This is a genomic window from Streptomyces sp. NPDC032091 (assembly GCF_055580265.1).
This window is the reverse complement of sequence record NZ_JBVILR010000017.1, coordinates 136,360-158,812: the sequence shown is the minus strand read 5'-3', so window position 1 is coordinate 158,812 and position 22,453 is coordinate 136,360. Positions and strand designations below refer to the sequence as shown.

Annotated in this window: 25 protein-coding genes and 1 tRNA gene; 15 read left to right on the top strand and 11 right to left on the bottom strand. The window is 71.8% G+C overall.

Annotation, left to right across the window (positions count from 1 at the left end):
• Positions 1-284 precede the first annotated feature (284 nt).
• From ACZ5NJ_RS25840 to ACZ5NJ_RS25820, 5 genes are all read left to right on the top strand, one after another.
• Entirely contained in the window at positions 285-527 is a 243-nt protein-coding gene (locus ACZ5NJ_RS25840; protein ID WP_468767584.1) for a hypothetical protein, read from the top strand.
• On the top strand, positions 520-1,443 hold the full coding sequence (locus ACZ5NJ_RS25835; RefSeq protein ID WP_468767582.1) for a pentapeptide repeat-containing protein: 924 nt from the start codon (positions 520-522) through the stop codon (positions 1,441-1,443). The genes ACZ5NJ_RS25840 and ACZ5NJ_RS25835 overlap by 8 nt, the downstream gene beginning before the upstream one ends.
• A 166-nt stretch (positions 1,444-1,609) precedes the next feature.
• Positions 1,610-1,867 carry a hypothetical protein gene (locus ACZ5NJ_RS25830; protein WP_468767580.1) on the top strand — a complete coding sequence of 86 codons (258 nt, stop codon included), beginning with the start codon at positions 1,610-1,612 and terminating at the stop codon, positions 1,865-1,867.
• A 19-nt stretch (positions 1,868-1,886) separates the two neighbouring features.
• Entirely contained in the window at positions 1,887-2,102 is a 216-nt protein-coding gene (locus ACZ5NJ_RS25825; RefSeq protein ID WP_468767578.1) for a hypothetical protein, read from the top strand.
• A 182-nt stretch (positions 2,103-2,284) separates the two neighbouring features.
• Positions 2,285-3,154 carry a helix-turn-helix domain-containing protein gene (locus tag ACZ5NJ_RS25820; RefSeq protein ID WP_468767577.1) on the top strand — a complete coding sequence of 290 codons (870 nt, stop codon included), beginning with the start codon at positions 2,285-2,287 and terminating at the stop codon, positions 3,152-3,154.
• 69 nt (positions 3,155-3,223) lie between these two features.
• Here ACZ5NJ_RS25820 and ACZ5NJ_RS25815 read toward each other — a convergent pair whose 3' ends face one another.
• Both ACZ5NJ_RS25815 and phoU read right to left on the bottom strand, forming a co-directional pair.
• Positions 3,224-3,373 (bottom strand): hypothetical protein, encoded by a 150-nt coding sequence (locus ACZ5NJ_RS25815; RefSeq protein ID WP_167344738.1) that lies wholly within the window; start codon positions 3,371-3,373, stop codon positions 3,224-3,226.
• A gap of 119 nt (positions 3,374-3,492) precedes the next feature.
• Complete coding sequence (phoU, locus tag ACZ5NJ_RS25810) at positions 3,493-4,170, bottom strand: phosphate signaling complex protein PhoU (protein WP_344162630.1); 678 nt, start codon at positions 4,168-4,170, stop codon at positions 3,493-3,495.
• Positions 4,171-4,392: 222 nt separating this feature from the next.
• Here phoU and phoR point away from each other — a divergent pair, with 222 nt between their 5' ends.
• Both phoR and phoP read left to right on the top strand, forming a co-directional pair.
• On the top strand, positions 4,393-5,652 hold the full coding sequence (gene phoR, locus ACZ5NJ_RS25805) for a two-component system sensor histidine kinase PhoR (RefSeq protein ID WP_468767575.1): 1,260 nt from the start codon (positions 4,393-4,395) through the stop codon (positions 5,650-5,652).
• A gap of 5 nt (positions 5,653-5,657) precedes the next feature.
• A complete protein-coding gene (gene phoP, locus ACZ5NJ_RS25800) occupies positions 5,658-6,329 on the top strand; it encodes a two-component system response regulator PhoP (protein ID WP_467644498.1) in 672 nt (223 codons plus the stop codon).
• Between the two features lie 67 nt (positions 6,330-6,396).
• On the opposite strand, the gene ACZ5NJ_RS25795 is transcribed toward phoP, so the two are convergent.
• Positions 6,397-7,062 (bottom strand): copper chaperone PCu(A)C domain-containing protein, encoded by a 666-nt coding sequence (locus tag ACZ5NJ_RS25795; RefSeq protein ID WP_468767573.1) that lies wholly within the window; start codon positions 7,060-7,062, stop codon positions 6,397-6,399.
• 553 nt (positions 7,063-7,615) lie between these two features.
• Between ACZ5NJ_RS25795 and ACZ5NJ_RS25790 the strand changes: the two genes are divergently transcribed.
• The 6 genes from ACZ5NJ_RS25790 to ACZ5NJ_RS25765 all read left to right on the top strand — a co-directional run bounded on the left by ACZ5NJ_RS25790 (position 7,616) and on the right by ACZ5NJ_RS25765 (position 13,960).
• On the top strand, positions 7,616-8,098 hold the full coding sequence (locus tag ACZ5NJ_RS25790) for a CarD family transcriptional regulator (protein ID WP_003953493.1): 483 nt from the start codon (positions 7,616-7,618) through the stop codon (positions 8,096-8,098).
• Positions 8,099-8,351: 253 nt separating this feature from the next.
• Positions 8,352-9,098, top strand: coding sequence for a 2-C-methyl-D-erythritol 4-phosphate cytidylyltransferase (ispD, locus tag ACZ5NJ_RS25785; RefSeq protein ID WP_468767572.1), 747 nt, complete (start codon positions 8,352-8,354; stop codon positions 9,096-9,098).
• Positions 9,088-9,621, top strand: coding sequence for a 2-C-methyl-D-erythritol 2,4-cyclodiphosphate synthase (gene ispF, locus ACZ5NJ_RS25780; RefSeq protein WP_468767571.1), 534 nt, complete (start codon positions 9,088-9,090; stop codon positions 9,619-9,621). Before ispD ends, ispF begins: the two co-directional genes overlap by 11 nt.
• Before the next feature lie 136 nt (positions 9,622-9,757).
• Positions 9,758-11,158, top strand: coding sequence for a cysteine--tRNA ligase (gene cysS, locus ACZ5NJ_RS25775; protein WP_468767570.1), 1,401 nt, complete (start codon positions 9,758-9,760; stop codon positions 11,156-11,158).
• A 100-nt stretch (positions 11,159-11,258) separates the two neighbouring features.
• Positions 11,259-12,230 carry a 23S rRNA (guanosine(2251)-2'-O)-methyltransferase RlmB gene (rlmB, locus tag ACZ5NJ_RS25770; protein WP_468767569.1) on the top strand — a complete coding sequence of 324 codons (972 nt, stop codon included), beginning with the start codon at positions 11,259-11,261 and terminating at the stop codon, positions 12,228-12,230.
• 173 nt (positions 12,231-12,403) lie between these two features.
• Entirely contained in the window at positions 12,404-13,960 is a 1,557-nt protein-coding gene (locus tag ACZ5NJ_RS25765) for a DoxX family protein (protein ID WP_468767568.1), read from the top strand.
• A gap of 142 nt (positions 13,961-14,102) precedes the next feature.
• On the opposite strand, the gene ACZ5NJ_RS25760 is transcribed toward ACZ5NJ_RS25765, so the two are convergent.
• From ACZ5NJ_RS25760 to ACZ5NJ_RS25750, 3 genes are all read right to left on the bottom strand, one after another.
• Positions 14,103-14,873, bottom strand: coding sequence for a nucleotidyltransferase family protein (locus ACZ5NJ_RS25760; RefSeq protein ID WP_468767567.1), 771 nt, complete (start codon positions 14,871-14,873; stop codon positions 14,103-14,105).
• A gap of 52 nt (positions 14,874-14,925) precedes the next feature.
• Positions 14,926-15,339 carry a hypothetical protein gene (locus ACZ5NJ_RS25755; RefSeq protein ID WP_468767566.1) on the bottom strand — a complete coding sequence of 138 codons (414 nt, stop codon included), beginning with the start codon at positions 15,337-15,339 and terminating at the stop codon, positions 14,926-14,928.
• Positions 15,340-15,544: 205 nt separating this feature from the next.
• The gene (locus ACZ5NJ_RS25750; RefSeq protein ID WP_468767565.1) at positions 15,545-16,621 is read right to left on the bottom strand and encodes an ABC transporter ATP-binding protein; all 1,077 of its coding nucleotides are present in this window, start codon (positions 16,619-16,621) and stop codon (positions 15,545-15,547) included.
• A 169-nt stretch (positions 16,622-16,790) separates the two neighbouring features.
• Between ACZ5NJ_RS25750 and ACZ5NJ_RS25745 the strand changes: the two genes are divergently transcribed.
• Positions 16,791-16,864, top strand: a tRNA-Thr gene (locus tag ACZ5NJ_RS25745).
• A gap of 49 nt (positions 16,865-16,913) precedes the next feature.
• Here ACZ5NJ_RS25745 and ACZ5NJ_RS25740 read toward each other — a convergent pair.
• From ACZ5NJ_RS25740 to ACZ5NJ_RS25730, 3 genes are all read right to left on the bottom strand, one after another.
• Complete coding sequence (locus tag ACZ5NJ_RS25740) at positions 16,914-17,060, bottom strand: hypothetical protein (protein ID WP_468767563.1); 147 nt, start codon at positions 17,058-17,060, stop codon at positions 16,914-16,916.
• A 914-nt stretch (positions 17,061-17,974) separates the two neighbouring features.
• Positions 17,975-19,351 carry an NAD(P)/FAD-dependent oxidoreductase gene (locus ACZ5NJ_RS25735; RefSeq protein ID WP_468767562.1) on the bottom strand — a complete coding sequence of 459 codons (1,377 nt, stop codon included), beginning with the start codon at positions 19,349-19,351 and terminating at the stop codon, positions 17,975-17,977.
• Between the two features lie 101 nt (positions 19,352-19,452).
• Positions 19,453-20,448: a zinc-binding dehydrogenase gene (locus tag ACZ5NJ_RS25730; RefSeq protein WP_468767650.1), complete on the bottom strand. Its 996-nt coding sequence runs from the start codon at positions 20,446-20,448 to the stop codon at positions 19,453-19,455.
• 117 nt (positions 20,449-20,565) lie between these two features.
• Here ACZ5NJ_RS25730 and ACZ5NJ_RS25725 point away from each other — a divergent pair, with 117 nt between their 5' ends.
• Positions 20,566-21,255, top strand: a complete 690-nt coding sequence (locus ACZ5NJ_RS25725) for a pentapeptide repeat-containing protein (RefSeq protein ID WP_468767561.1) — start codon at positions 20,566-20,568, stop codon at positions 21,253-21,255.
• 36 nt (positions 21,256-21,291) lie between these two features.
• Here the strand turns inward: ACZ5NJ_RS25725 and ACZ5NJ_RS25720 are convergent, their stop codons facing one another.
• Complete coding sequence (locus ACZ5NJ_RS25720; RefSeq protein WP_468767560.1) at positions 21,292-21,801, bottom strand: GNAT family N-acetyltransferase; 510 nt, start codon at positions 21,799-21,801, stop codon at positions 21,292-21,294.
• Positions 21,802-21,889: 88 nt separating this feature from the next.
• Positions 21,890-22,393 (bottom strand): hypothetical protein, encoded by a 504-nt coding sequence (locus tag ACZ5NJ_RS25715; protein ID WP_468767559.1) that lies wholly within the window; start codon positions 22,391-22,393, stop codon positions 21,890-21,892.
• Positions 22,394-22,453: the final 60 nt, after the last annotated feature.

Here is a 22,453-nt window from a genome sequence, read left to right as displayed (position 1 = left end):
CCGCGGTCGGACTCCGCCGTCCCCCCTTCGAGCTGGAGGGACCCCGGGGCGGGCGGGGTGCGGACCGTCGTCCCGAAGGGCCGCCCGTTCGGGCGGGGCCGATAAAAGACACTGGTCAACCTGGGTTTACCCGTCGCGCCATCACCTGGACGGCGCACACCCTCCCCGGTGTCGGGAGCGTTGGGTGGACTATGACAACAGCAAAACACGCGGCAATGTTGCCGCCGAGCGCCGAGAACGACGTGTGCGCCGACCGCATCCGGACCGAAAGGGTGGGGAAATGGATGTACACGCCCGTCTCCACCGACCCGGCGGCCCTGGAGCAGGGCGCGACCCTTCGGTATGACGGGCTGGAGATCGGGCTCCACTACTCGTCCTCGATCTTCGAGGACTTCCTGGACACGGTGTGCAGGATCCAGCGGGAGTTCGACCGGAGGTCCGAGGAGGCGGCACCCCCCACGGCGCCCCCCACGGCCCCGCCCACGGCGCCGGCCGGGGAGCACTCCGGGCAGACGTCCCGTGTATGAGCGGTACGGCCACTACGCCCCCGCACCGGAGCCCACGGTGTACTGGCCGCTGCTGGACCAGGAGCAGCACACCGTCTACGGACAGCCGCCCTTCGGGCCGGGCGGGGTGAGCGCTCCGTGGGACCCGGGGGAGGATCCGGCCGGCGGAGCCGCCTTCGACGGCCCCGTCTTCGACGGCGGTGCCTTCGACAGTGCCGCCTTCGACAGTGCCGCCTTCGAGGGCGCCGGCTTCGACGGGAGCGTCGGCGAGACGGCCGGCGGCGTCGGCCCCGGGCCGGGCCCGGATCCCCACCCGGTCGGCGGGAGGACCTCACCGGGCGGCGGTGGGCACCGGCGCGGTGGTGTGGCGAGGACGTCGGTGGTGACGCTGCTGCGGACCGGCAGCGTGTGCACCGCGGTGCTCGTCGCCGTCATCGCCGCCGTGGTCGGCACGTTCAGCGGCCTGGCCATCTGCGAGTCCCTGCGCCACAGCGCCGGACCGGGCACCGCGCACGGTGTGCCGAGCTGGTGGCCGCTGCTGATCTACGGACCGTGGACGGTCGCCTCCCTCTCCATCCTGCGGGCCGCCCTGCACCAACGCCGAGCCGTCCACTCCTGGTCGATCGTCCTGCTGTTCTCCACCGTTGCCACCCTGCTCTGCCTGGCGCAGGCGCCGCGGACGTTCGCCGCCCAGGCGGCGGCCACGCTGCCCCCCATCGCCGCGCTGGCCTGCTTCCAGCAGCTCGTCCGCCAGATCACGCTGACGCGCCCACCCCAGCAGACCGCTCCGCGCCACCGCGGCCCCCGGCCCCCCCGGCTCCGGACGCCGGTGGCGGCCGGCCCCGTCCCCGTCCCCGTGCTCCCCGGCCATCCGGCGAGGGACCGCAGGCCGTCCGAGCCCCCCTCCTCCGGCTACCGGCTGCGCTACGGATCGTGATGCCGGGCGTCGCCAACCTCTCCGGCACCTCCGACCTTCCAGGCTTCAACGACACGTGCACCTCAGGAACGAAGATCGAAACCGATAGGTCACGGGCTGTGCCCGGGTCCAAGTCCTACGAGCACCCTGCCTTCCCCCCCTGCCCCCACAGCGAGAGGACGACAGCATGACCTACGAGCCCACCCACGCCGAGCGCCTCCGGTACAAGCGGCGCCAGGACGCCGCGTACCGGGACGGTGAGGAGGCCGTCACCAAGCTCCAGGCCGCACTCGCGCTCGCCGGTCTGGTCCTGCCCTCGCTGTACAACGACGGACCGGTCGGCTGCCGGGGCTTCGTCCGGCTCGGCGGGTGCAGCGTCGCCCTCGCCAACCAGCTCGCCGAGGTCATCGCCGCGGGCGCCCAGGCCCTGCAGGGCCAGCAGTGACCGGCCCCCAGGACCCGGCATGAACCTCTGGCCGGCCGACCCCTACCGGTTCCCCGGCTTACGCGCGATGGCGTACGACGAGGACGACGACCGCCGGCGCCTGGACCTGCACGCGTGGCTGACCAGGGCCGGGGTCCGCCCGCACGTCGACGACGCGCACGCCATCGCCGTGCTCTCCACGGTCGACGACACCACCCACGAGGCCCTCCGGCGGTGGATCACCGGCGGTCCGTGACCGCGCCGGCCCCGGCCCGGCCCTGGCCCCGGCCCCGGCCCGATACGGTCCGCATTGGGCCGAACAGGTGGTACTGGCCACACGGGTGGCGGACCTCTTCGGCCGCGTATGCACAATGCGTTCTGTCGAGGTCGGCCGTGGGATGTGTAGCCTGCGCGTCTGTAGCTGGAGGTAGACCGCCCATGGCGGTGAACGGATATCCCACGGTCAGGAGACGGCGCCTGGGCGCGGAGCTCCGGCAGCTCCGCAAGGCCGCGGGGATGACCTCCACGCAGGCCGCGGGCCACCTGCTGGTGTCACAGTCCAAGATCAGCCTGATCGAGACCGGTCGCCGTCCCATCAACCCGCGGGACGTGCGCGATCTGTGCCGGCTCTACGGAGTCGCCGACCAGCACGTCGTCGATTCGATGATGCGGATGGCGAGGGAATCGGGCCGGCAGGGCTGGTGGGTCTCCTGCGGCGACGTCCCCTACGGCGTCTACATCGGGCTGGAGACGGAGGCCGCCTCCCTCCACACGTACGAGCCGCTGGTGGTCCCCGGCCTGCTCCAGACCCCGGCGTACGCCGCCGCGCTCATCAGCGAAACGGTCCCTCACATCACCCCGGAGCAGGCGGCCGTCAGCCTGGAGGTGCGGCTGCGGCGCCAGCACCGGGCGCACCACCCCGCCCGGCCCTTCCGCTTATGGGCGATCCTGGACGAATCCGCCCTGCGCCGCGAGGTCGGCGGCCGCGACGTCGTGCGCGGGCAACTGGAGCACCTGAACTCCCTGGCCGCCCTGCCCCACATCACCGTGCAGGTCCTGCCCCACACCGCCGGGGCCCACGCCGGGCTCCTGGGGCAGTTCTCCATCCTCGGCTTCGCCGACGCCGACGCGGGCGTCGTCTACCTGGAGCGCTTCACCAGCGATCTCTACCTGGAGAAGTACGCCGACCGGCACCCGTACCACATCATGTACGACCACCTCCAGGCCCAAGCCCTCAACCCCGACGAGACCCGCCACTTCATCGACGGCCTCATCAAGGCGTTCCAGGACGACGCCGCCACCGGGTGAGGCGCATGCGCGAGGACCCCGTCCGGTGTGCGGACAGGGCCCTCGCTGTCCCGCGGCTGGCGGTGGCCGTCAGCCGCCGCACTGGCAGGGGGCGCCGGACTGGCAGCCGCAGCCGCAGCCGGAACCGCAGCCGCAGGCGGCGAGCAGCGGGAGGCGCAGGGGTTCCGGACGGGGCGGCTGCTCCTGCTCCGGGGTGATGGGGACGGGGGAATCGGGCATGGATCCTCCTCGCAGGCGGCGTACGGGACGTCGTACTGCCTTCGCCTCATTCATGCCCAGCCACACCGGCGCGTCAACGGCGCATTGGGGCCCCGCAGGGGCGCGGAACGCCGGACCGCTCAGACGCCCTCCACCTGCGTCGGCTGCTGGAGCTCGTCCGCGTGCTCGCCCGTCACCAGGTACACCACGCGCTTGGCCACCGACACCGCGTGGTCGGCGAACCGCTCGTAGTAGCGGCCCAGCAGCGTCACGTCCACGGCCGTCTCGATGCCGTGCTTCCAGCGGTCGTCCATCAGGTGCTGGAAGAGGGTGCGGTGCAGCTGGTCCATCTCGTCGTCGTCCTGCTCCAGCTGGAGCGCCAGGTCGACGTCCTTCGTGATGATGACCTCGGCCGCCTTCGCCATCAGGCGCTGCGCCAGCTGCCCCATCTCCAGGATCGTGGCGTGCAGGTCCCGCGGGACCGCGCGGTCCGGGAAGCGCAGCCGGGCCAGCTTCGCCACGTGCTGCGCCAGGTCGCCGGAGCGCTCCAGGTCGGCGCTCATGCGCAGCGAGGTGACGACGATGCGCAGGTCGGTGGCGACCGGCTGCTGGCGGGCCAGCAGGGCGATGGCGCGGGCCTCCAGGTCGTGCTGGAGGTCGTCGACCTTCTGGTCGGCGGCGATGACGCTCTCGGCGAGCTTCAGGTCGGCGTCCAGCATGGAGGTCGTGGCCCGCCCGATCGCGGAACCGACGAGCCGGGCCATCTCGACCAGGCTCTCTCCGATCGAGTCCAGTTCCTCGTGGTACGCGTCGCGCATGTGTCCTTCTCCTGCCTGCTTGCCTACTGCTTGCCTACTGCTCGCTACTGCTGTTGCGGTGGACTTCCGTGCCCCACGTTGACACGTTCGGCCGCCAACGCGTCCTGCTCCGGCACCACAAATGAATCAACACCGTCGTCAGGGTGAACTCTGGGCGACGACTGTTCGAGCTGCCACCCGAACGGCTGTGGAAGTGTCCTACCCCCTGCTTAACCTGGACACATGGACGTGAACGCGGCGGTCGCCGCAGCTGCGGCGATCGCCGGTCTCTGCACCGGTGTCATCGCCATGCTGGCGTTCCGCTGGAGCGAGCGCGACCAAGCCCGCCCCACGAGGAGCTCCATGCGCCCCGACATCAACGCGGTGCTCCCGCCCGGCGTGGACACGGTGCTTTCCGTACTCCGCTCCTCCGCCGTCGTCCTCGACGAGGGCGACGCGGTGGTCAAGGCCAGCTCGGCGGCGTACGCCCTGGGCCTGGTCCGCGGCGGGAAGCTCGCCGTGGAGCCCATGCTCCACATGGCCCGTGACACCCGCCGGGACGGAGAGATACGACAGATCGAGCTCGACCTGCCCCGGCGCGGGACCGGCCGCGGCGAGGCCCTCGCGGTCTCCGCCCGCGTCGCCCCGCTGGGCTCCCGCCTGGTGCTCCTGCTCGTCGAGGACCTCACCGAGGCCCGCCGCATCGAAGCGGTGCGCCGCGACTTCGTCGCGAACGTCTCGCACGAGCTGAAGACCCCGGTCGGCGCCATCTCCCTGCTCTCCGAGGCGGTCATGGACGCCTCCGACGACCCCGAGGCGGTCACCCGCTTCGCGGGCCGCATGCAGATCGAGGCCACCCGCCTGATCAACCTCGTACAGGAGCTCATCGACCTCTCCCGGGTGCAGAACGACGAGGCCCTGGAGGACGCCGAGCCGGTACGGGTGGACACGCTCGTGGCGGAGGCCATCGACCGCTGCCGGCACACGGCGACCTCCAAGCAGATCACCATGGCCGCCGGCGGCACCGCCGACCTGCGGGTATGGGGACACCGGGGGCAGCTGGCCGCGGCCCTCGGCAACCTGGTGGAGAACGCCGTGAACTACAGCCCGGCCCGCACCAGGGTCGGCATCGCCGCGCGCCGGGTGACCGCGCCGGGCGGAGACTTGATCGAGATAGCCGTGACCGACCAGGGCATCGGCATCCCGGAGAAGGACCGCGAGCGCATCTTCGAACGCTTCTACCGCGTCGACCCGGCCCGCTCCCGCGCCACCGGCGGAACCGGACTGGGCCTCGCCATCGTGAAGCACGTGGCGGCCTCGCACGGCGGGGAGGTGTCGGTGTGGAGCTCCGAGGGCCAGGGCTCCACGTTCACCCTGCGGCTCCCCGAGGCGCCCGCGCCCGCCCCGGACACCGGCGGGGCGGCCCCGGCCACCGCCCCCGAATCCGCCAGACCCCAGCTTGACCCAGAACCGACCGTCCCCTCCCCGGAGGTCCTTCCGTGACCCGAGTGCTCGTCGTCGAGGATGAGGAATCCTTCAGCGACGCCCTGTCCTACATGCTCCGCAAGGAAGGCTTCGAGGTCGCCATCGCCGCGACGGGGCCCGACGGGCTCGACGAGTTCGAGCGCAACGGCGCCGACCTCGTCCTCCTGGACCTGATGCTGCCCGGCCTGCCGGGCACCGAGGTCTGCCGGCAGCTGCGCGGCCGCTCCAACGTCCCCGTGATCATGGTGACGGCCAAGGACAGCGAGATCGACAAGGTTGTCGGGCTGGAGATAGGAGCCGACGACTACGTCACCAAGCCCTTCTCCTCCCGGGAGCTGGTCGCCCGCATCCGCGCCGTCCTGCGCCGCCGCGGCGAGCCGGAGGAGGTCACCCCGGCGGCCCTGGAGGCCGGTCCCGTACGGATGGACGTGGACCGGCACGTGGTCACCGTCGGCGGGGCCAAGGTGGACCTCCCGCTCAAGGAGTTCGACCTGCTGGAGATGCTGCTGCGCAACGCGGGCCGGGTGCTGACCCGCATGCAGCTGATCGACCGGGTGTGGGGCGCGGACTACGTCGGCGACACCAAGACCCTCGACGTGCACGTCAAGCGCCTGCGCGCCAAGATCGAGCCGGATCCGGGCGCCCCGCGCTACCTGGTCACGGTCCGCGGCCTCGGCTACAAGTTCGAGCCGTAGGCCCGCCGGGAGGGAAACGGGGAAGGGGCCCCGGCCGCGATGCGGTCGGGGCCCCTTCCTTCGTGCGTCAGTGGCCGGCGCTGTGCGACGGCGAGGCCGCGGGGGAGCCCGACGGGCTGCCGGAGGCGGAACCCGAGGGGGAGGGGGAGCCGGAGGGGCTGCCCGACGGGGAGGCGGAGGCCGAGCCCGAGGGGGCCGGGGTGGCGCCCGCGGCGGGGGCCTCGGTGGGGCCGTAGCCCGCGTACATGCCGTTGGCCGGGACGACGTAGGCGTCCAGCTTCACGTCACCGGCGGTGCTGAGCTGGAAGGTCATCTCCTGCACGTTGCCGTTCTGGACGGCCTCGCGGCCCCCCTCGACGACGGCGGAGGCGTTGCCCTTGCCACCGAGGACGACGGAACCGCCGGCGGGCACGGTGATCTTGCCGGAGCCCTCGGCGCCCTTCAGCGTCACCTTGGACTTGCCACCCGCCAGGGTGATCGCGTCCAGGGTCTGGTCCTTGGCGCCGGAGTTGAAGAGGGTCGCCGAGACGGACGCCGGGCCCTTCTTCTCCTTGTCGCCCTTGGTGATCACCAGGGCGTTCTGGACCTTGATGTCGCCCTTGGTGACGGCGGCGTTGTCCGGCTTGATCTGGAGAGTCTGCGCGTCGTTGCCCGCGCCGCACGCGGCAAGCGAGGCGAGCGAGAACACTACGGCGGAAGCGGCGAGGGCGCCGCGTCGAAGGCTGCGGCTCACGGCGGCGGCAACTCCTTGGACGTACGGACGGGACGATGGCTCTCGGAGCGGCCGAGGTAAAGCCGCCCTAAGGGTGTGTCAGCGGGCTTAGGTTACCGAGCCGCCACCCCGCCCCCGCACCCGACCCTCCGCAGCGCGCGCACGGCGCCGCACGCGTGCGCGATCTTGCATTCCGCTATCGCGGCGGAGGGTCCCCCGGTGATCGAATTCAGGCATTCCCTCGAACGCCGGAGCGTGATCAATTCCGGATTGGGCCGGAACCGCTCCGTACGCGTGGCCGCCAGTCGAACGGAGTACTTCGTTTTCCTGTCCTCGAACCCGGCAAAACGGGACGTACGTCACACTGGTGGGTGCACCTGCCAGGTGTAACGTGGTCGTTTCGCCCGGTCCGCACAGCGCCTCCGACCTGCGAATACCCCCCTCCGGAAGCCTTTCGCAGCACGTTCGTGTCGCTGTTGTCAAGCCCCGAGAGGTGCCCTGACCTGCGAAAACGCCATTCATAACAGTCAGTTCTCGTGTTACCCTGGATAGCCACGGAAGGGGTACCTGTCACATGACGTTCAAGGTTGGCGACACCGTGGTCTATCCCCATCACGGGGCCGCGCTGATCGAGGCCATCGAAACTCGCCAGATCAAAGGCGTGGACAAGACCTACTTGGTGCTCAAGGTCGCCCAGGGCGACCTGACGGTTCGTGTGCCTGCGGACAATGCGGAGTTCGTCGGCGTTCGCGACGTAGTCGGCCAGGACGGGCTGGACCGGGTCTTCGAGGTGCTCCGCGCACCGTACGCAGAAGAGCCCACGAACTGGTCCCGTCGCTACAAGGCAAATCTGGAGAAGCTCGCTTCGGGCGATGTCATCAAGGTCGCCGAAGTGGTGCGCGACCTGTGGCGTCGTGAGCGTGAGCGTGGGCTTTCCGCCGGTGAGAAGCGGATGCTCGCGAAGGCGCGTCAGATTCTGGTGAGCGAGCTCGCGCTCGCCGAAAACACGAACGAGGACAAGGCCGAGGCCCTCCTCGACGAGGTGCTCGCGTCCTGACGCTCACGCATCTCGATCAAGCGCTGTGATCACAGTGTGCCGCGGTGCCCGATGACAAGCCCTCTCCTCCACGAGAGGGCTGTTGCCGGGCGCTGCGGCATGTCTGCGTCCGCACGCACGTCCCCCACCTGGCGCGCCGGGTCCGGGCAGCCGGCTCGACCGGTCGTCACGGAAGGGGCGAGGGCGTCGCACCCGGCACCCTTCAGGCCATACCCATGTCGGCCGAAGTCACAAACCTGGCTCGGAGCTACTGATGTCTGACGAATCCCGCCCCCACCGCACCGCCGCGGTGATCCCGGCCGCCGGCCGCGGGGTACGCCTCGGCCCCGGCGCCCCCAAGGCCCTGCGGGCCCTCGGCGGGACACCGATGCTGGTCCACGCCGTCCGCGCCATGGCCCGCTCCCGCGCGGTGTCCCTCGTCGTGGTCGTCGCCCCGCCCGACGGGACCGCCGAGGTGCGCCACCTCCTCGACGAGCACCCGCTGCCCGACCGTACCGACGTCCTCGTCGTCCCCGGGGGCGACACCCGCCAGGCGTCGGTGCGCGCCGGCCTGGACGCCCTCCCGGCCGATGTCACCACCGTCCTCATCCACGACGCGGCCCGCCCCCTGGTCCCCGTCGACACCGTGGACTCCGTCGTGGAGGCCGTCCGCGACGGCGCCCCCGCCGTCGTCCCCGCCCTGCCGCTGGCCGACACCGTCAAGGAGGTCGAGCCCGGCCGCCCCGGCGAGCCCGAGCCCGTCCTCGGCACCCCCGAGCGCGCCCGGCTGCGCGCCGTGCAGACCCCGCAGGGCTTCGACCTCAAGACCCTCCTGCACGCCCACGAGACCATCGCCGTCTCCGGCGAGGGCGCCACCGACGACGCCGGAATGGTGGAGCGCACCGGGGTCACCGTCGTGGTCGTCCCCGGCCACGAGGAGGCCTTCAAGGTCACCCGCCCCCTCGACCTGGTCCTCGCCGAGGCCGTACTCGCCCGCAGGAGGGCCACCGATGCGTACTAGCCCCGCAGGTTCCGAGGAGTCCCCCGCGCCCCCCGCCGCCCCCCTGATCCCGCGCGTCGGCATCGGCACCGACGTGCACGCCTTCGAGGCCGGGCGCGAGCTGTGGTGCGCCGGCCTGCTGTGGGAGGGCGAGGACGGCCTCGCCGGGCACTCCGACGGAGACGTCGCCGCCCACGCCGCCTGCGACGCCCTGTTCTCCGCCGCGGGCGTCGGCGACCTCGGCGCCCACTTCGGCACCTCCCGCCCCGAGTGGTCCGGCGCCGCCGGCGTCACCCTCCTGGCGGAAGCGGCCCGCATCGTCCGTGCCGAGGGCTACGAGATCGGCAACATCGCGATCCAGGTGATCGGCGTACGCCCGAAGATCGGCAAGCGGCGCGAGGAAGCGCAGAAGGCGCTCGCGGCGGCCGCGGGCGCCCCCGTCTCCGTCTCCGGCACCACCACCGACGGGCTCGGCCTCACCGGCCGCGCCGAAGGCCTCGCCGCCCTCGCCACCGCCCTCGTCTACCGGACGGACCGGGACTGAGTACGGGGTACGTCCACGAGGCGGCCGTTACGGATGTCAGGCCGCCGATGACGGATGTCACCTCTTCGGCAACAAAGCGTCCCCGCGACCTCAAACGGTCGCGGGGCACTGCCGCAGGCGCACTACCCTGGATGCCGTGACTATTCGCCTGTACGACACCAGCGCCCGGCAGATCCGCGACTTCACCCCGCTCACGCCGGGCTGCGTCTCGATCTACCTGTGTGGTGCCACCGTCCAGGCGGCGCCGCACATCGGCCACATCCGCTCGGGCCTCAACTTCGACATGATGCGCCGCTGGTTCGCCTACCGCGGCTACGACGTCACCTTCATCCGCAACGTCACGGACATCGACGACAAGATCATCGCCAAGTCGGCCGACCAGGGCCGTCCCTGGTGGTCCATCGGCTACGAGAACGAGCGGGCCTTCAACGACGGCTACGCCGCCCTCGGCTGCCTGCCGCCCACCTACGAGCCCCGCGCCACCGGTCACGTCACCGAGATGGTCGAGATGATGCGCGGCCTGATCGAGCGCGGTCACGCGTACGAGGCGGACGGCAACGTCTACTTCGACGTGCGCTCCTTCCCCGGCTACCTGGAGCTGTCCAACCAGGAGCTCGACAACCTCCTCCAGCCCTCCGCCGAGGGCGAGACCGGCAAGCGCGACTCCCGCGACTTCGCCATGTGGAAGGCCGCCAAGCCCGGCGAGCCCTCCTGGGAGACCCCCTGGGGCCGCGGCCGCCCCGGCTGGCACCTCGAATGCTCCGCCATGGCGCACAAGTACCTCGGCTCCGCCTTCGACATCCACGGCGGCGGCCTGGACCTGATCTTCCCGCACCACGAGAACGAGATCGCCCAGGCCAAGGCCTTCGGCGACGCGTTCGCCAACTTCTGGGTGCACAACGCCTGGGTCACCATGTCCGGCGAGAAGATGTCCAAGTCGCTGGGCAACTCGGTCCTCGTCTCCGAGATGGTCAAGCAGTGGCGCCCGATCGTCCTGCGCTACTACCTCGGCACCCCGCACTACCGCTCGATGATCGAGTACAGCGAGGAGGCCCTGCGCGAGGCAGAGTCCGCCTTCGCGCGCATCGAGGGCTTCTGCCAGCGCGTCGTCGAGAAGGCGGGCGGGTCCGTCGCGGCCGCCGCCGAGGTGCCGCCGGCCTTCGCCGAGGCGATGGACGACGACCTGGGCGTCCCCCAGGCCCTCGCGATCGTCCACACCACCGTCCGCCAGGGCAACAGCGCGCTCGCCGCCGACGACAAGGACGCGGCCATCGCCCGCCTGTCCGAGGTACGGGCCATGCTGGGCGTCCTCGGCCTGGACCCGCTCGACCCCCAGTGGGCCGGCGAGTCCGACCGGGGCGAGGAACTGCACGGCGCGGTCGACACCCTCGTACGCCTCGTCCTGGACCAGCGCGAGTCCGCCCGGGCCCGCAAGGACTGGGCGACCGCCGACGCCATCCGCGACCAGCTCCAGCAGTCCGGCCTGGTCATCGAGGACAGCCCCACCGGCCCGCGCTGGACGCTCGGCCCGCGCTGACCGGACCCGTCCGGACCAGCGCCGTTGTGCCGCCCGGCCATCCGGGCGGCACACTCTTCATACGTACATATCGCAGCACGAACGAAAACAGGTAGAGGTCATGGCCGGGAACAGCCAGCGCAGGAACCGCCGCACGTCCAACAAGAAGGGCGCGACGGTCGGCAGCGGTGGCCAGCGGCGCAAGGGCCTGGAAGGCAAGGGCCCCACGCCCAAGGCGGAGGACCGCAAGAAGCACAAGGCGAACCGCATCGCCAACGCGATGGCGCGCCAGGCCGCCAAGCGCCGCCCCGCCCCCCGCCGCGGCGGCCCCAAGGGCACCAGCGAGATGGTCGTCGGCCGCAACTCCGTCTTCGAGGCCCTGCGCGACGGCGTCCCCGCCACCACCCTCTACGTGCAGCAGTTCATCGACAACGACGAGCGCGTCCGCGACGCCCTCAAGCTCGCCGGTGAACGCGGCAACATCAACCTGATGGAAGCCCCGCGCCCCGAGCTCGACCGCATGACCAACGGGCTCAACCACCAGGGCCTCGTCCTCCAGGTCCCGCCGTACGAGTACGCGCACCCCGAGGACCTCACCGACGCCGCCTACGACAACGGCGAGGAACCCCTCATCGTCGCCCTCGACGGCGTCACCGACCCCCGCAACCTCGGCGCCATCGTCCGCTCCGTCTCCGCCTTCGGCGGCCACGGCGTGGTCATCCCCGAGCGCCGCGCCGCCGGCATGACCGCCGGCGCCTGGAAGACCTCCGCCGGCACCGCCGCCCGCACCCCGGTCTCCCGCGTCACCAACCTCACCCGCGCCCTCCAGGAGTACAAGAAGGCCGGCGTCACCGTCGTCGGCCTCGCCGCGGAAGGCACCCACGAGGTCCAGGACCTCGAAGCCCTCGGCGGCCCCGTCGTCATCGTCGTCGGCTCCGAGGGCAAGGGCCTCGGCCGCCTCGTCGGCGAGAACTGCGACTACCTCGTCCGCATCCCCATGCCGGGCGGCGCCGAGTCCCTCAACGCCGGTGTCGCCGCGGGCGTCGTCCTCTACGAGGCCGCCCGCCGCCGCGCCGCCCGCGGCCGCGTCTGACCCGTCAGCCGTACGGGCCACACCCGGGCCGCCGCCTTGATCCACTCGGCCCACCGGACGTGACCCGTGAGCGTGTCGCCCCGCCCCTTCCGGGCGGGGCGACTTGATCTTGACGGGTCTCGGACAGATCCCTGCTGTCAAGGCAGTGTCCTAAACACTGATCACTCGGTTAGATGAGTGTGGACACCAGAACGTCAGGGTTCGACGACCAGCCCGCGCTGAGCATGGTCAAGGTGCCGTGCGACCCCGCACAGGTCATCGTCAACCACGCCAGCTTCCGCGTGCGGCTCGCACCGAGCCCGAGCGCGCGTTCCAAGCCCGCGAACGCCCCCGGCCCCGGCCGCGCACCGGTCCTGGCCGTCGGAGCCGTCGCGGCCGCCGGCGCCACCCGCCGCCGCGCCCCCGTCGTCTGGAGCGGCAAGACCGCCCCCGGCGACGACGCCGCGGCCACGGGCGGACTCCTCCAGGCCGTCCGCGCGGCCGGACGCGGCCACGACGACTACGACGGCGGCGCCACCCAGACCATCCCCCGGGTGGACCTGGCGCGCGACCTCACCGAGGACACCCTCGCCACCCCCACCGTCATCGGCCAGCGCAGCTACGCCGACCCCGACGAGACCCGCCCGCTGGGAGCCGTACCCGACCAGCCGCGCCAGCCCCACGAACACCCGTACGGCCAGCCCTACGAGGACCAACCCCCTTACGGCGGCCCCGGCACCGAAACCCGGCGCCCCGCCGACAACCGCGCCCAGGCCTCCTACTACCCCGGCCGCCGGATGAACCTCGGCGTCGTGCTGCTCCCGCTGCGCGTCTTCCTCGGCTTCATCTCCATCTACGCCGGCATGGGCAAACTCTGCGACCCCGTCTACTTCGACGGCGGCGAACGCGGCTCCATGGTCACCTGGCTGCACACCCTGCACCCCTGGGCCCTCGCCGAACCCCTGCGCGACTTCGCCCTCGCCCACCCGGTCGGCGCCGGACTCACCGTCGCCTTCCTCCAGGTGATCGTCGGCGTCCTCACCGTCTTCGGACTCTGGCAGCGCTTCGCCGCCTGCATCGGCGCCCTGCTCTCCGCCGCCCTGCTGATGACCGTCAGCTGGAAGACCGTCCCCGCCTACGACGCCCCCGACATCATCTACCTCGCCGCCTGGAGCCCGCTGATCATCGCCGGCGCCCCCGTCTACTCCCTCGACGGACGCCTCGCCGGGGAAGCCTGGCGCACCCTCGGCCCCCGCTCCGAAATGTGGCAGCTCCGCCGCCGCGTCCTGCGCCGCGGCACCGTCATGGCCACCGTCGTCTGCGGACTCACCCTCCTCATCGGCTCCCTCCTCGGCGGGGCCGTCCGCTCCAGCACCGTCGTCACCGTCCCCGGCCCCGGCCAGGCCCCCAGCAACTACCTCCCCGGCAGCCCCCTGCCGCAGCCCCCCGCACCCCGCCAGTCCGCACCCGCCAAGCAGCAGCCCTCCCAGCAGGCCTCGCCCTCCGCCTCGGCCTCCGCCTCCGCGCCCGCCGCCAAGTCCGGCCGCACCGGCGCCCCCAGCCAGAGCGCCGGCACCGGAACCGGCTCCGGCGCCCCCAGCGCCACCAAGGGCAGCACCGGCCAGACCCCCCGCAGCACCACCTCCAGGCAGTCCAGCCCCCAGCAGCCGCCGGCCACCTCCTCGGGCAGCCGCAGCGGCTCCGACACCACCGCCAAGAAGCCCGGCCTCGTCGGCGGCCTCCTCGGCTGACCCCCCACCCGCACGACACGAGGGCCCGGCACGCGAACGCGCGCCGGGCCCTCCGCAGTTCACCGCACCCCGTGTGAGCCCCTCGGAAGCCGCTGCGGGGCCCTGGACCCCCCTGCGGGCCATCAGGCGCCGCTGTGAGCCCTCAGGCGCCGCTGTGAGCCGCCAACTCCCGCGCGGCCTCGGCCAAGTCCTTCGCCGTGTCGATCGCCCGCCAGTAGGCCCCCTGCGGCAGCGGGAACCCCGCCAGCCGCCGCTCCCGCGCCAGCCGCGGGAACGTCGTCCGCTCGTGGTCCCCCACATCCGGCAGCAGCGCCGCGAATTCGGGCGCGAACACGTACACCCCGGCGTTGATCAGATAGGGCGACGGCGGCGACTCGACGAAATCCAGCACCTGCCCCAGCCCGTTCGTCTCCACCGCCCCCCACGGGATCCGCGGCCGCGCCAGCGCCAGCGTCGCCGTCGCCCCCCGCTCCGCGTGGAACGCCGCCATCTCCCGCAACGGGAACCGCGTCCACACGTCCCCGTTGGTCGCGTACCAGGACCGCTCCGGCCACGGCAGGTGCCGGGCCGCGTACTTCAGCCCGCCCCCGCGCCCGAGCGGCTCCTCCTCCACCACCGTCGTCACCCGCAACGGCAGCACCGCCCCCGCCAGCCACTCCCGGAGCACCTCCGCGAGGTGCCCGCACGACACCACGACGTCGGTCACCCCCTCCTCCGCCAGCCACGCCAACTGGTGCCCGATGATCGGCAGTCCCGTCCCCGGGATCTCGACCATCGGCTTCGGCCGGTCGTCCGTATACGGCCGCAGCCGCGAACCCTGGCCCCCCGCCAGGACGACGGCCTGGACGGGCGGGGGCGGGAACGCGGCCGCGCGGTCGGTGGAGGGTGCAGCGGTGGGAGGGGTCTCGGTCATGGCCGCCAGCGTAGGGACGGCCACCGCCCCGGCCGGGGCGGCACGGCGGGCGTCAGCCCATCGAGGCGACCCCGGACGCGTACGAGGTGTCGCACACCGGGCGGGCGTACGACTGCGCCTTCGTGGGCCCGTACGCCTCGACGGCGGCCCGGCCGAGCGCCCGGGCGATGCCCATGCAGTGCTCGGCGAGCGACGGCCGCCCGTTCACCTGCTCCTGCAGGTGCCCGAGGACGACACCGGGGTTCTCCCCCTGCTGCAGCTCGTTCAGCAGCTTGTCGCGGAGCACGTCCTGCGCGGCACGCGGCTTGGCGGGGACGGAGACGTCCTCGGCGGAGGCGGTCAGCACCTGGGACGGGGAGTTGTCCGCCCAAGGGACCATCGTGACCGCGAGGGTCCCGGACAGGACCAGGACGACGGGCAGGACCAGGGCGAGGGAACGGCCGATTCGGCGGGCAGTGTGGGTCACGAGGGCGAGAGTAGCGCTCGGTGAGGAATTGGCGACATTTAGTCACCCGGTCGGGGGATGGTTCGACGTGGCTTTTCGATTTACGGGTTGACGAGTGCGGCCGAATGGCCCGCTCTGCCGGGGTTCGTGGCGAACGCCCCCGGCAACTGCCCCGGAAGGGGCGCCCCTTGACGGGACGCCCCTTCCGGTGGACCCGCGCCCGGCCTCAGCCGGAGAGCCGTGCCCCGGTCGACGTGGAGAACACGTGGATCTCCCCGGCCCGCGGCACCACATGCAGCGAGGAACCCTTTTCGGGCACCTGGCGGCCGCCCACGCGGACCACGATGTCCTGGCCGTCCTTACTGCCGTAGACGTAGCCGTCGGCGCCCAGTTCCTCGACGACGTTCACGGTGATCGTCAGACCGCCCGTCTCGCCGATGTCGAAGTGCTCGGGGCGCACGCCGACGGTGACGGTCTTGTCACCGGCGTCGGCGGCCGCCGACAGCGCCTCGCGCGACACCGGCACCACGCTGTCCCCGAACTTCACGCCGCCGTCGGTGATCGGCACCTCGACCAGGTTCATGGCGGGCGAGCCGATGAACCCGGCGACGAAGAGGTTCGCCGGCCGGTCGTACATGTTGCGCGGGGTGTCCACCTGCTGGAGCAGGCCGTCCTTCAGCACCGCCACCCGGTCGCCCATGGTCATGGCCTCGACCTGGTCGTGGGTCACGTACACGGTGGTGATGCCGAGGTCGCGCTGGAGCGCGGCGATCTGCGTACGGGTGGACACGCGCAGCTTGGCGTCGAGGTTCGACAGCGGCTCGTCCATGAGGAACACCTGCGGCTTGCGCACGATGGCCCGGCCCATGGCGACGCGCTGGCGCTGACCGCCGGAGAGCGCCTTGGGCTTGCGGTCGAGGTACTGGGTGAGGTCCAGCATCTTCGCCGCCTCCTCCACCTTGCGGCGGATGGTGGCCTTGTCCTCACCGGCGATCTTGAGCGCGAAGCCCATGTTGTCGGCGACGCTCATGTGCGGGTACAGCGCGTAGTTCTGGAACACCATCGCGATGTCCCGGTCCTTGGGCGGCAGGTGCGTGACGTCGCGGTCCCCGATGCGGATGGCGCCGCCGTTGACGTCCTCCAGGCCGGCGAGCATGCGCAGCGAGGTGGACTTGCCGCAGCCGGAGGGCCCGACGAGGACGAGGAACTCGCCGTCCTCGATCTCCAGCTCCAGCTGGTCGACGGCGGGCTTGTCGCCGCCCGGGTAGAGGCGGGTCGCCTTGTCGAAGGTGACAGAAGCCATGGTGATGCATCCCTTCTACCGGCAGGAACGTGCCGGACGATCCGAGTGGAAGGTCTAGTCCAATATTCAGGACTCGGCCCGACGCTACCCGGTGCGGGGGGTTCTGTCAGCAGCTGGGGCGAACGCGATGGCTCGGGCAGGGGGCGCTGTGTAGAGTGATGGCGGCCCTGCCTCCTTAGCTCAGCTGGCCAGAGCAACGCTCTTGTAAAGCGTAGGTCGTCGGTTCGAATCCGACAGGGGGCTCTGCTTCCGAAGGCCCCGGACCCTCTGGTCCGGGGCCTTTCGCGTGGGCTCAGGGCTTGTCGCGGATGACCGCGGTGGCTCCCCCCTTGGCCCGCCTGAAGGCGATGTCGTACGCCCAGGCGTAGGTGGAGACCTTCTTGTCGATGGAGAAGTGCCGACCGGTCGCTTGATCGAGGACCCGGTGGAACTCGTCCATCAATTCCGCCCACTGCACCGCTTCGAAGTCGTCCTCGGTCCACTCGTAGTAGGGAGACCAGTTCCTTCTTGACCGAGGCGAAGAAGGACAGGTTCTCGCGCTCTGACGGGTCCACGCGGACGTTGTGTCGGCGGAGTAGTTCCTTGAGGTGATCGGGGGTGTCGGCCCACTTCTCCGGGCTGCTGTTCAGCTCGGTGTGGTCGACCCAGGCCCAGAAGCTCTCCGCGTCGGCCACGTCGGGAGCCTCCGCGTGGTGTTTCTTGCACAGCAGCGCGAAGTTCCGCATGTCCATGGAACCGCCCAGGGCGCTCGGCACGACGTGCGCCCGCTCTACGGGCTTGGCCCAGCAGACGAGGCACGCGGCCTCCTCCATGCCGAGGTAGTCGGCGATCGCGCGGGTCGTGGGCGGTGTCTTACGGTCCGCGGGAACCGCCTCGCGGGGGTTGAGGGCGAGGGACCCCGCATCGAAGCCGTACTTGCTCCCGTCGTCCGGGTAGCCGAAGACGAGCCGCTCCGGGAGGTCCTCCGCTGCCCCTTCATGCGGACATGGATCAGGGGAGTGTGCAGCTCGGTGAGGTATTTCCCGAGGTACTGGAGCGCGAACTCGTTGATCAGCTCGAATGCGTCGTGGTCGTACCCCCCGACGGAGTTCCGATGGCCCTGTACGTCGATGTACAGGTGTCTCGGAGAGCCGGGGGAACCGCGCTCGGCCTGCTGGACCAGTAAGAAAATGCGCTGCGCGGAGCGCTCGAAGTTCTCGTAGACCTTCATGTCGTGGTAGATCGCGACACCCGGACGACGGTCCCGCGGGCTCTTCTTCCTTGTCTGCTGCCTCGTTCTCTTCGCCATGGCCCCCCTGGGCTCGGTGTCGGTGCGGCACTGGCCAGGATGACAGGGGCCAGTGACAGTGGCGGTCAGGAGCGGCCCGAGATGCGGTTTGCGAGGTGGGCCAGGGGGGTCGTCGTCGGGGTGTGGGTTTTTGATTCGTGGCGGTCCGCTTCGCGGTAGGCGGCGTAGAGGGCGTGGACGCCGAGCCAGCGGAAGGGTTCCGGTTCCCAGCGGCGGACGCGGTGGTGGACCCAGGGGAGGGTGGTCAGGGCGGTGGATTCGCCCAGGACCAGGTCGCGGAGGGTGCGGGCCGCGAGGTTGGCGGTGGCGACGCCCGAGCCGACGTAGCCGCCGGCCCAGCCGAGGCCCGTGGTGGCGTCCAGGGTGACCGTGGCGCACCAGTCGCGGGGGACGCCGAGTACGCCCGACCAGGCGTGGGTGATCTCCGTGCCGGTGAGGACCGGGAAGAAGGAGAAGAGGAGTTCCGTGAGGGCGGTGATCGTGGACGGCTGGGTGCGGCCGTCGTTGTCCGTGCGGGAGCCGAAGCGGTACGGGACGCCCCGGCCGCCGAGGGCGATGCGGTCGTCGGCGGTGCGCTGGGCGTACATGTAGGCGTGGGCCATGTCGCCGAGGAGGGGGGCGTCCGTCCAGTTGAGGCGGTCCCAGACCGAGGGCGGGAGGGGGGCCGTGACGATCATCGAGGAGTTCATGGGGAGCCAGGTGCGCTTCTGGCCCTTGAGGGAGGCGGTGAAGCCCTCGGTGCAGCGCAGGACGTAGGGGGCGCGGACGGTGCCGTAGGGGGTGACGGCGCGGCCGGGGGCGATGTCCGTGACGGGGGTGGACTCGTGGATGACGACTCCGAGGCGTTCGCAGGCGGTGGCGAGGCCGCGGAGCAGTTTGAGGGGGTGGATGCGGGCGCCGTGGGGGGTCCAGCTGGAGCCGACGGCGTCGGCGATGTCGATGCGGGCGCGGGTGGCGGTGGTGTCGTGGAGCTCGCGGTCGGTTTCGCCGAAGGAGAGTTCGGTGGCGTGGAAGGCCTTGAGGCGGGTGAGCTGGGCGGGGGTGCGGGCGACTTCGAGGACGCCGCCGCGGTGGATGTCGGCGTCGATGGATTCGGCGGTGGCGACGTCGATGACCTCGGTGACGGTGTCGTTCATGGCGTGCTGGAGGCGGCGGGCGGCTTCGTGGCCGTGGAGGGCGGCGTAGCGGTCGCGGCCGGCGATGCCGTTGTAGAGCCAGCCGCCGTTGCGGCCGGAGGCGCCGTAGCCGCAGAACTTCTGCTCCAGGACGGTGACGCGCAGGTCGGGGGCGGTGCGCTTGAGGTAGTAGGCGGTCCACAGGCCGGTGTAGCCGCCGCCGACGATGGCGACGTCGGCGGTGGTGTCGGTGGTGAGGGGGGTGCGGGGTGGCTGGTGGGTGGTGTCCGTCGCGTACCAGAAGGAGATGCCGCCGTTGATCGTCATGGGGGTGTTGGTACCGGCGGTGCGGGAGGGGTGTCCAGGGGCGGGGTGTCGTGTGTCGGGGGCGGGTTGGGTGCGGGGTGTCCGATGCGGGGTGGGGGTGGTCAGGGTTCGAGGACGACCTTGCCGGTGGTGGCGCGGGTTTCGAGGTCGTGGTGGGCGCGGGCGGCGTGGGCGAGGGGGTAGCGCTGGAGGGCGGGGCGGAGCCGGCCGGCGGCGGCTTCGGCGAGGGCGCGGGTCTCCAGGGTGCGCAGGGGGTCGGGGGTGCCGACGGCCTGGAGCATGGCGGGGCCGAGGATGTGGTGGGTGGTGATGCGGCGGGCGTCGAGGTCGGCCCGTTCGGTGTCGGTGGGGGTGTGGGGGGTGCCGCTGGACCAGCCGAAGACGAGGTGGCGGGCGCCGGGGGCGAGGAGGGTGAGGGCGGTGCGGGCGGTGGTGCCGCCGACGGAGTCGAAGAGGACGGTGGCGCCGTCGGGGTGGTGGGTGCGGACGGTGTCGGCCCAGTCGGGGGTGGTGTAGTCGAGGGCGAGGTCGGCGCCGTTGGCGGCGGCGCGGGCGGTTTTGGCGGGGCCGCCGGCGAGGGCGATGACGGTGGCGCCGGCGTTCTTGGCGTATTGGACGAGGAGGGTGCCGATGCCTCCGGCGGCGGCGGGGACGAGGGCGACGGAGTGGGGGCCGAGGTCGGCGAACTGGAGGATGCCGAGGGTGGTGCGGCCGGTGCCGATCATGGCGACGGCTTCGGCGGGGTCGAGGCCGTCGGGTACGGGGTGGAGCCGGTCGGCGTCGGCGACGGCGTGTTCGGCGTAGCCGCCGGGGCGGAAGCCGAGGTGGGTGACGACGGTGCGGCCGAGCCAGGCGGGGTCGGTGCCGGGGCCGAGGGCGTCGACGGTGCCGGCGATTTCGCGGCCGGGGATGGTGGGGAGGTCGGGGAGGGGGGTGGGGGGTCCTTGGACGCCTCGGCGGAGGGCGGTGTCGAGGAGGTGGACGCCGGCGGCGGCGACTTCGATGCGGACCTGGCCGGGGGCGGGGGTGGGGAGGGGGACGGTTTCGTAGGTGAGGTGGTCGGCGGGGCCGAAGGCGTGGAGGCGGACGGCCTTCATGGTGGGGGTGTTCGTCGTGGGGGTGTTCGTCGTGGTCATGGGGAGAGCGTGTGACCTCAAGCGGGGTTGAGGTCAAGGGTGCGGTGGATTGTCAGTGCCGGGGGCCACGATGGGGGCATGGTGCGCAGTGGCGGGAGCGGTCGTGGTGGCGGTCAGTCGGTGAAGGCGGCGCGGCGGGCGGAGGTGGTGCTGCCGGAGCTGGTGGTGTGGGAGGGCGGTCGGCTGGAGCCGGACGGGGATTACGACGGGCTGGAGTTCGCGGACCTGGACCTGTCGGGGCAGGAGGGGGTGGGGGCGCGGTTCATGGACTGCGCGGTGCGCCGGTGCGGGCTCGACGGGGTGGGGCTGGCGAAGGCGCGGGTCCTGGACTCGGTGTGGGAGGGCGTCCGGGGGGTGGGGGCGGACCTGTCGGGTGCTTCGCTGCGGGACGTGGAGCTGGTGGAGGCGCGGCTGGGCGGGGTGCAGTTGCACGGGGCGGTGCTGGAGCGGGTCGTGGTGCGCGGCGGCAAGATCGACTACCTGAACCTGCGGCAGGCGCGGCTGAGGGACGTGGTGTTCGAGGGGTGCGTGCTGGTGGAGCCGGACTTCGCGGGTGCGGTGCTGGAGCGCGTGGAGTTCCGGGACTGTGTGCTGCGCGGGGTGGACGTGACGGGGGCCCGGCTGAAGGACGTGGATCTGCGGGGTGCGGCCGAGCTGGAGGTGGCGCGGGGGGTGGAGTCGCTGGCGGGGGCGGTGATCAGTCCGTCGCAGCTGTTCGATCTGGCTCCGGCGCTGGCGGCGCAGCTGGGTCTGCGGGTGGTGGGGTAGGGGGCGGGATGGCGGTGCCGGGGGTGGCCGGTCGCCTCAGATGAGGTCCGTCTTCGGGTTCAGGGACCAGTGGTTGCAGCGGAAGGTGCGCCCGGCGAACTCGACGTCGGTTTCGGTGACGAGGCGGAAGCCGACGGAGCGGCAGATGCCGTTCGAGGCGGCGTTGGCGGTGGAGGGGTAGGCGTGTACGACGCCCCAGCGGTCGGCGTCGCGGGCCTGTTCCAGGAGGGTGCGGACGGCGCGCTTGCCGAGGCCCTGGCCTTGGTGTGCGGGCAGGACCATCCAGCCGATCTCGGAGACGGGTCCGTCGTCGGTTTCGTGTGCCCAGAGGTTGACGGTGCCGGCGACCACGTCGGGGGTGGCGGGGTCGGGGACGATCATCTTGATCCAGGCGAGGTCGGCGGCCGCCTTGTCGCTGTCGCGCAGGACGAGGGCGGGCATGTCGGCGGGCGACTGGGGGCCGCCGAGGTCGGCCATCATGAGCGGGTCGCAGCGCATGCGCACGTAGGCGTCGAGGTCGGCGGGGGTGACGTCGCGCAGCTTCACGGGTTCCTCCTGGTGTGCCGACTGGGGTGGTTCGAGGGGATTGGTCCGGGAGGGGTGTGCCCAGAGGGGTGGTCCGGCCGGGTCCGGGTCAGGCGGGGACGCGGGGGAAGCGGGCCTGGAGGGTCCAGATGACGGGGTTGTCGGCGAGGCCCTCGTGCATGTCGATGAGGTCGGCGATCAGGTCGTGGAGGAAGTCGCGGGCCTCGCGGCGCAGCAGGCGGTGGCTGAAGGTCAGCGGTTCCTCTTCCGGCGGCATCCAGTCGGCTTCGACGTCGACCCAGCCGAAGCGGCGTTCGAAGAGCATCCGGTCGCTGGATTCGGTGAAGTCGAGTTCGGCGTACCGGCTGTCGGAGGAGCGGCTGCCGCGGGGGTCCTGGTCGAGCTGTTCGACGATGTCGCAGAGGGCCCAGGCGAAGTCGAGTACGGGTACCCATCCCCAGGCTGTGGACACTTCGGTGTCCTTGTCGGTGTCCGCGAGGTAGACGTCGCCGCAGAAGAGGTCGTGGCGCAGGGCGTGGACGTCCGCCGAGCGGTAGTCGGTCTGCGGGGGGTCGGGGAAGCGGCGGGAGAGGGAGTAGCCGATGTCGAGCACGTAGGTGATGGTGTCACGGGTCGGTGGGTGGTGCGGGGTCGGGCCGTCACCTCTTGGGGC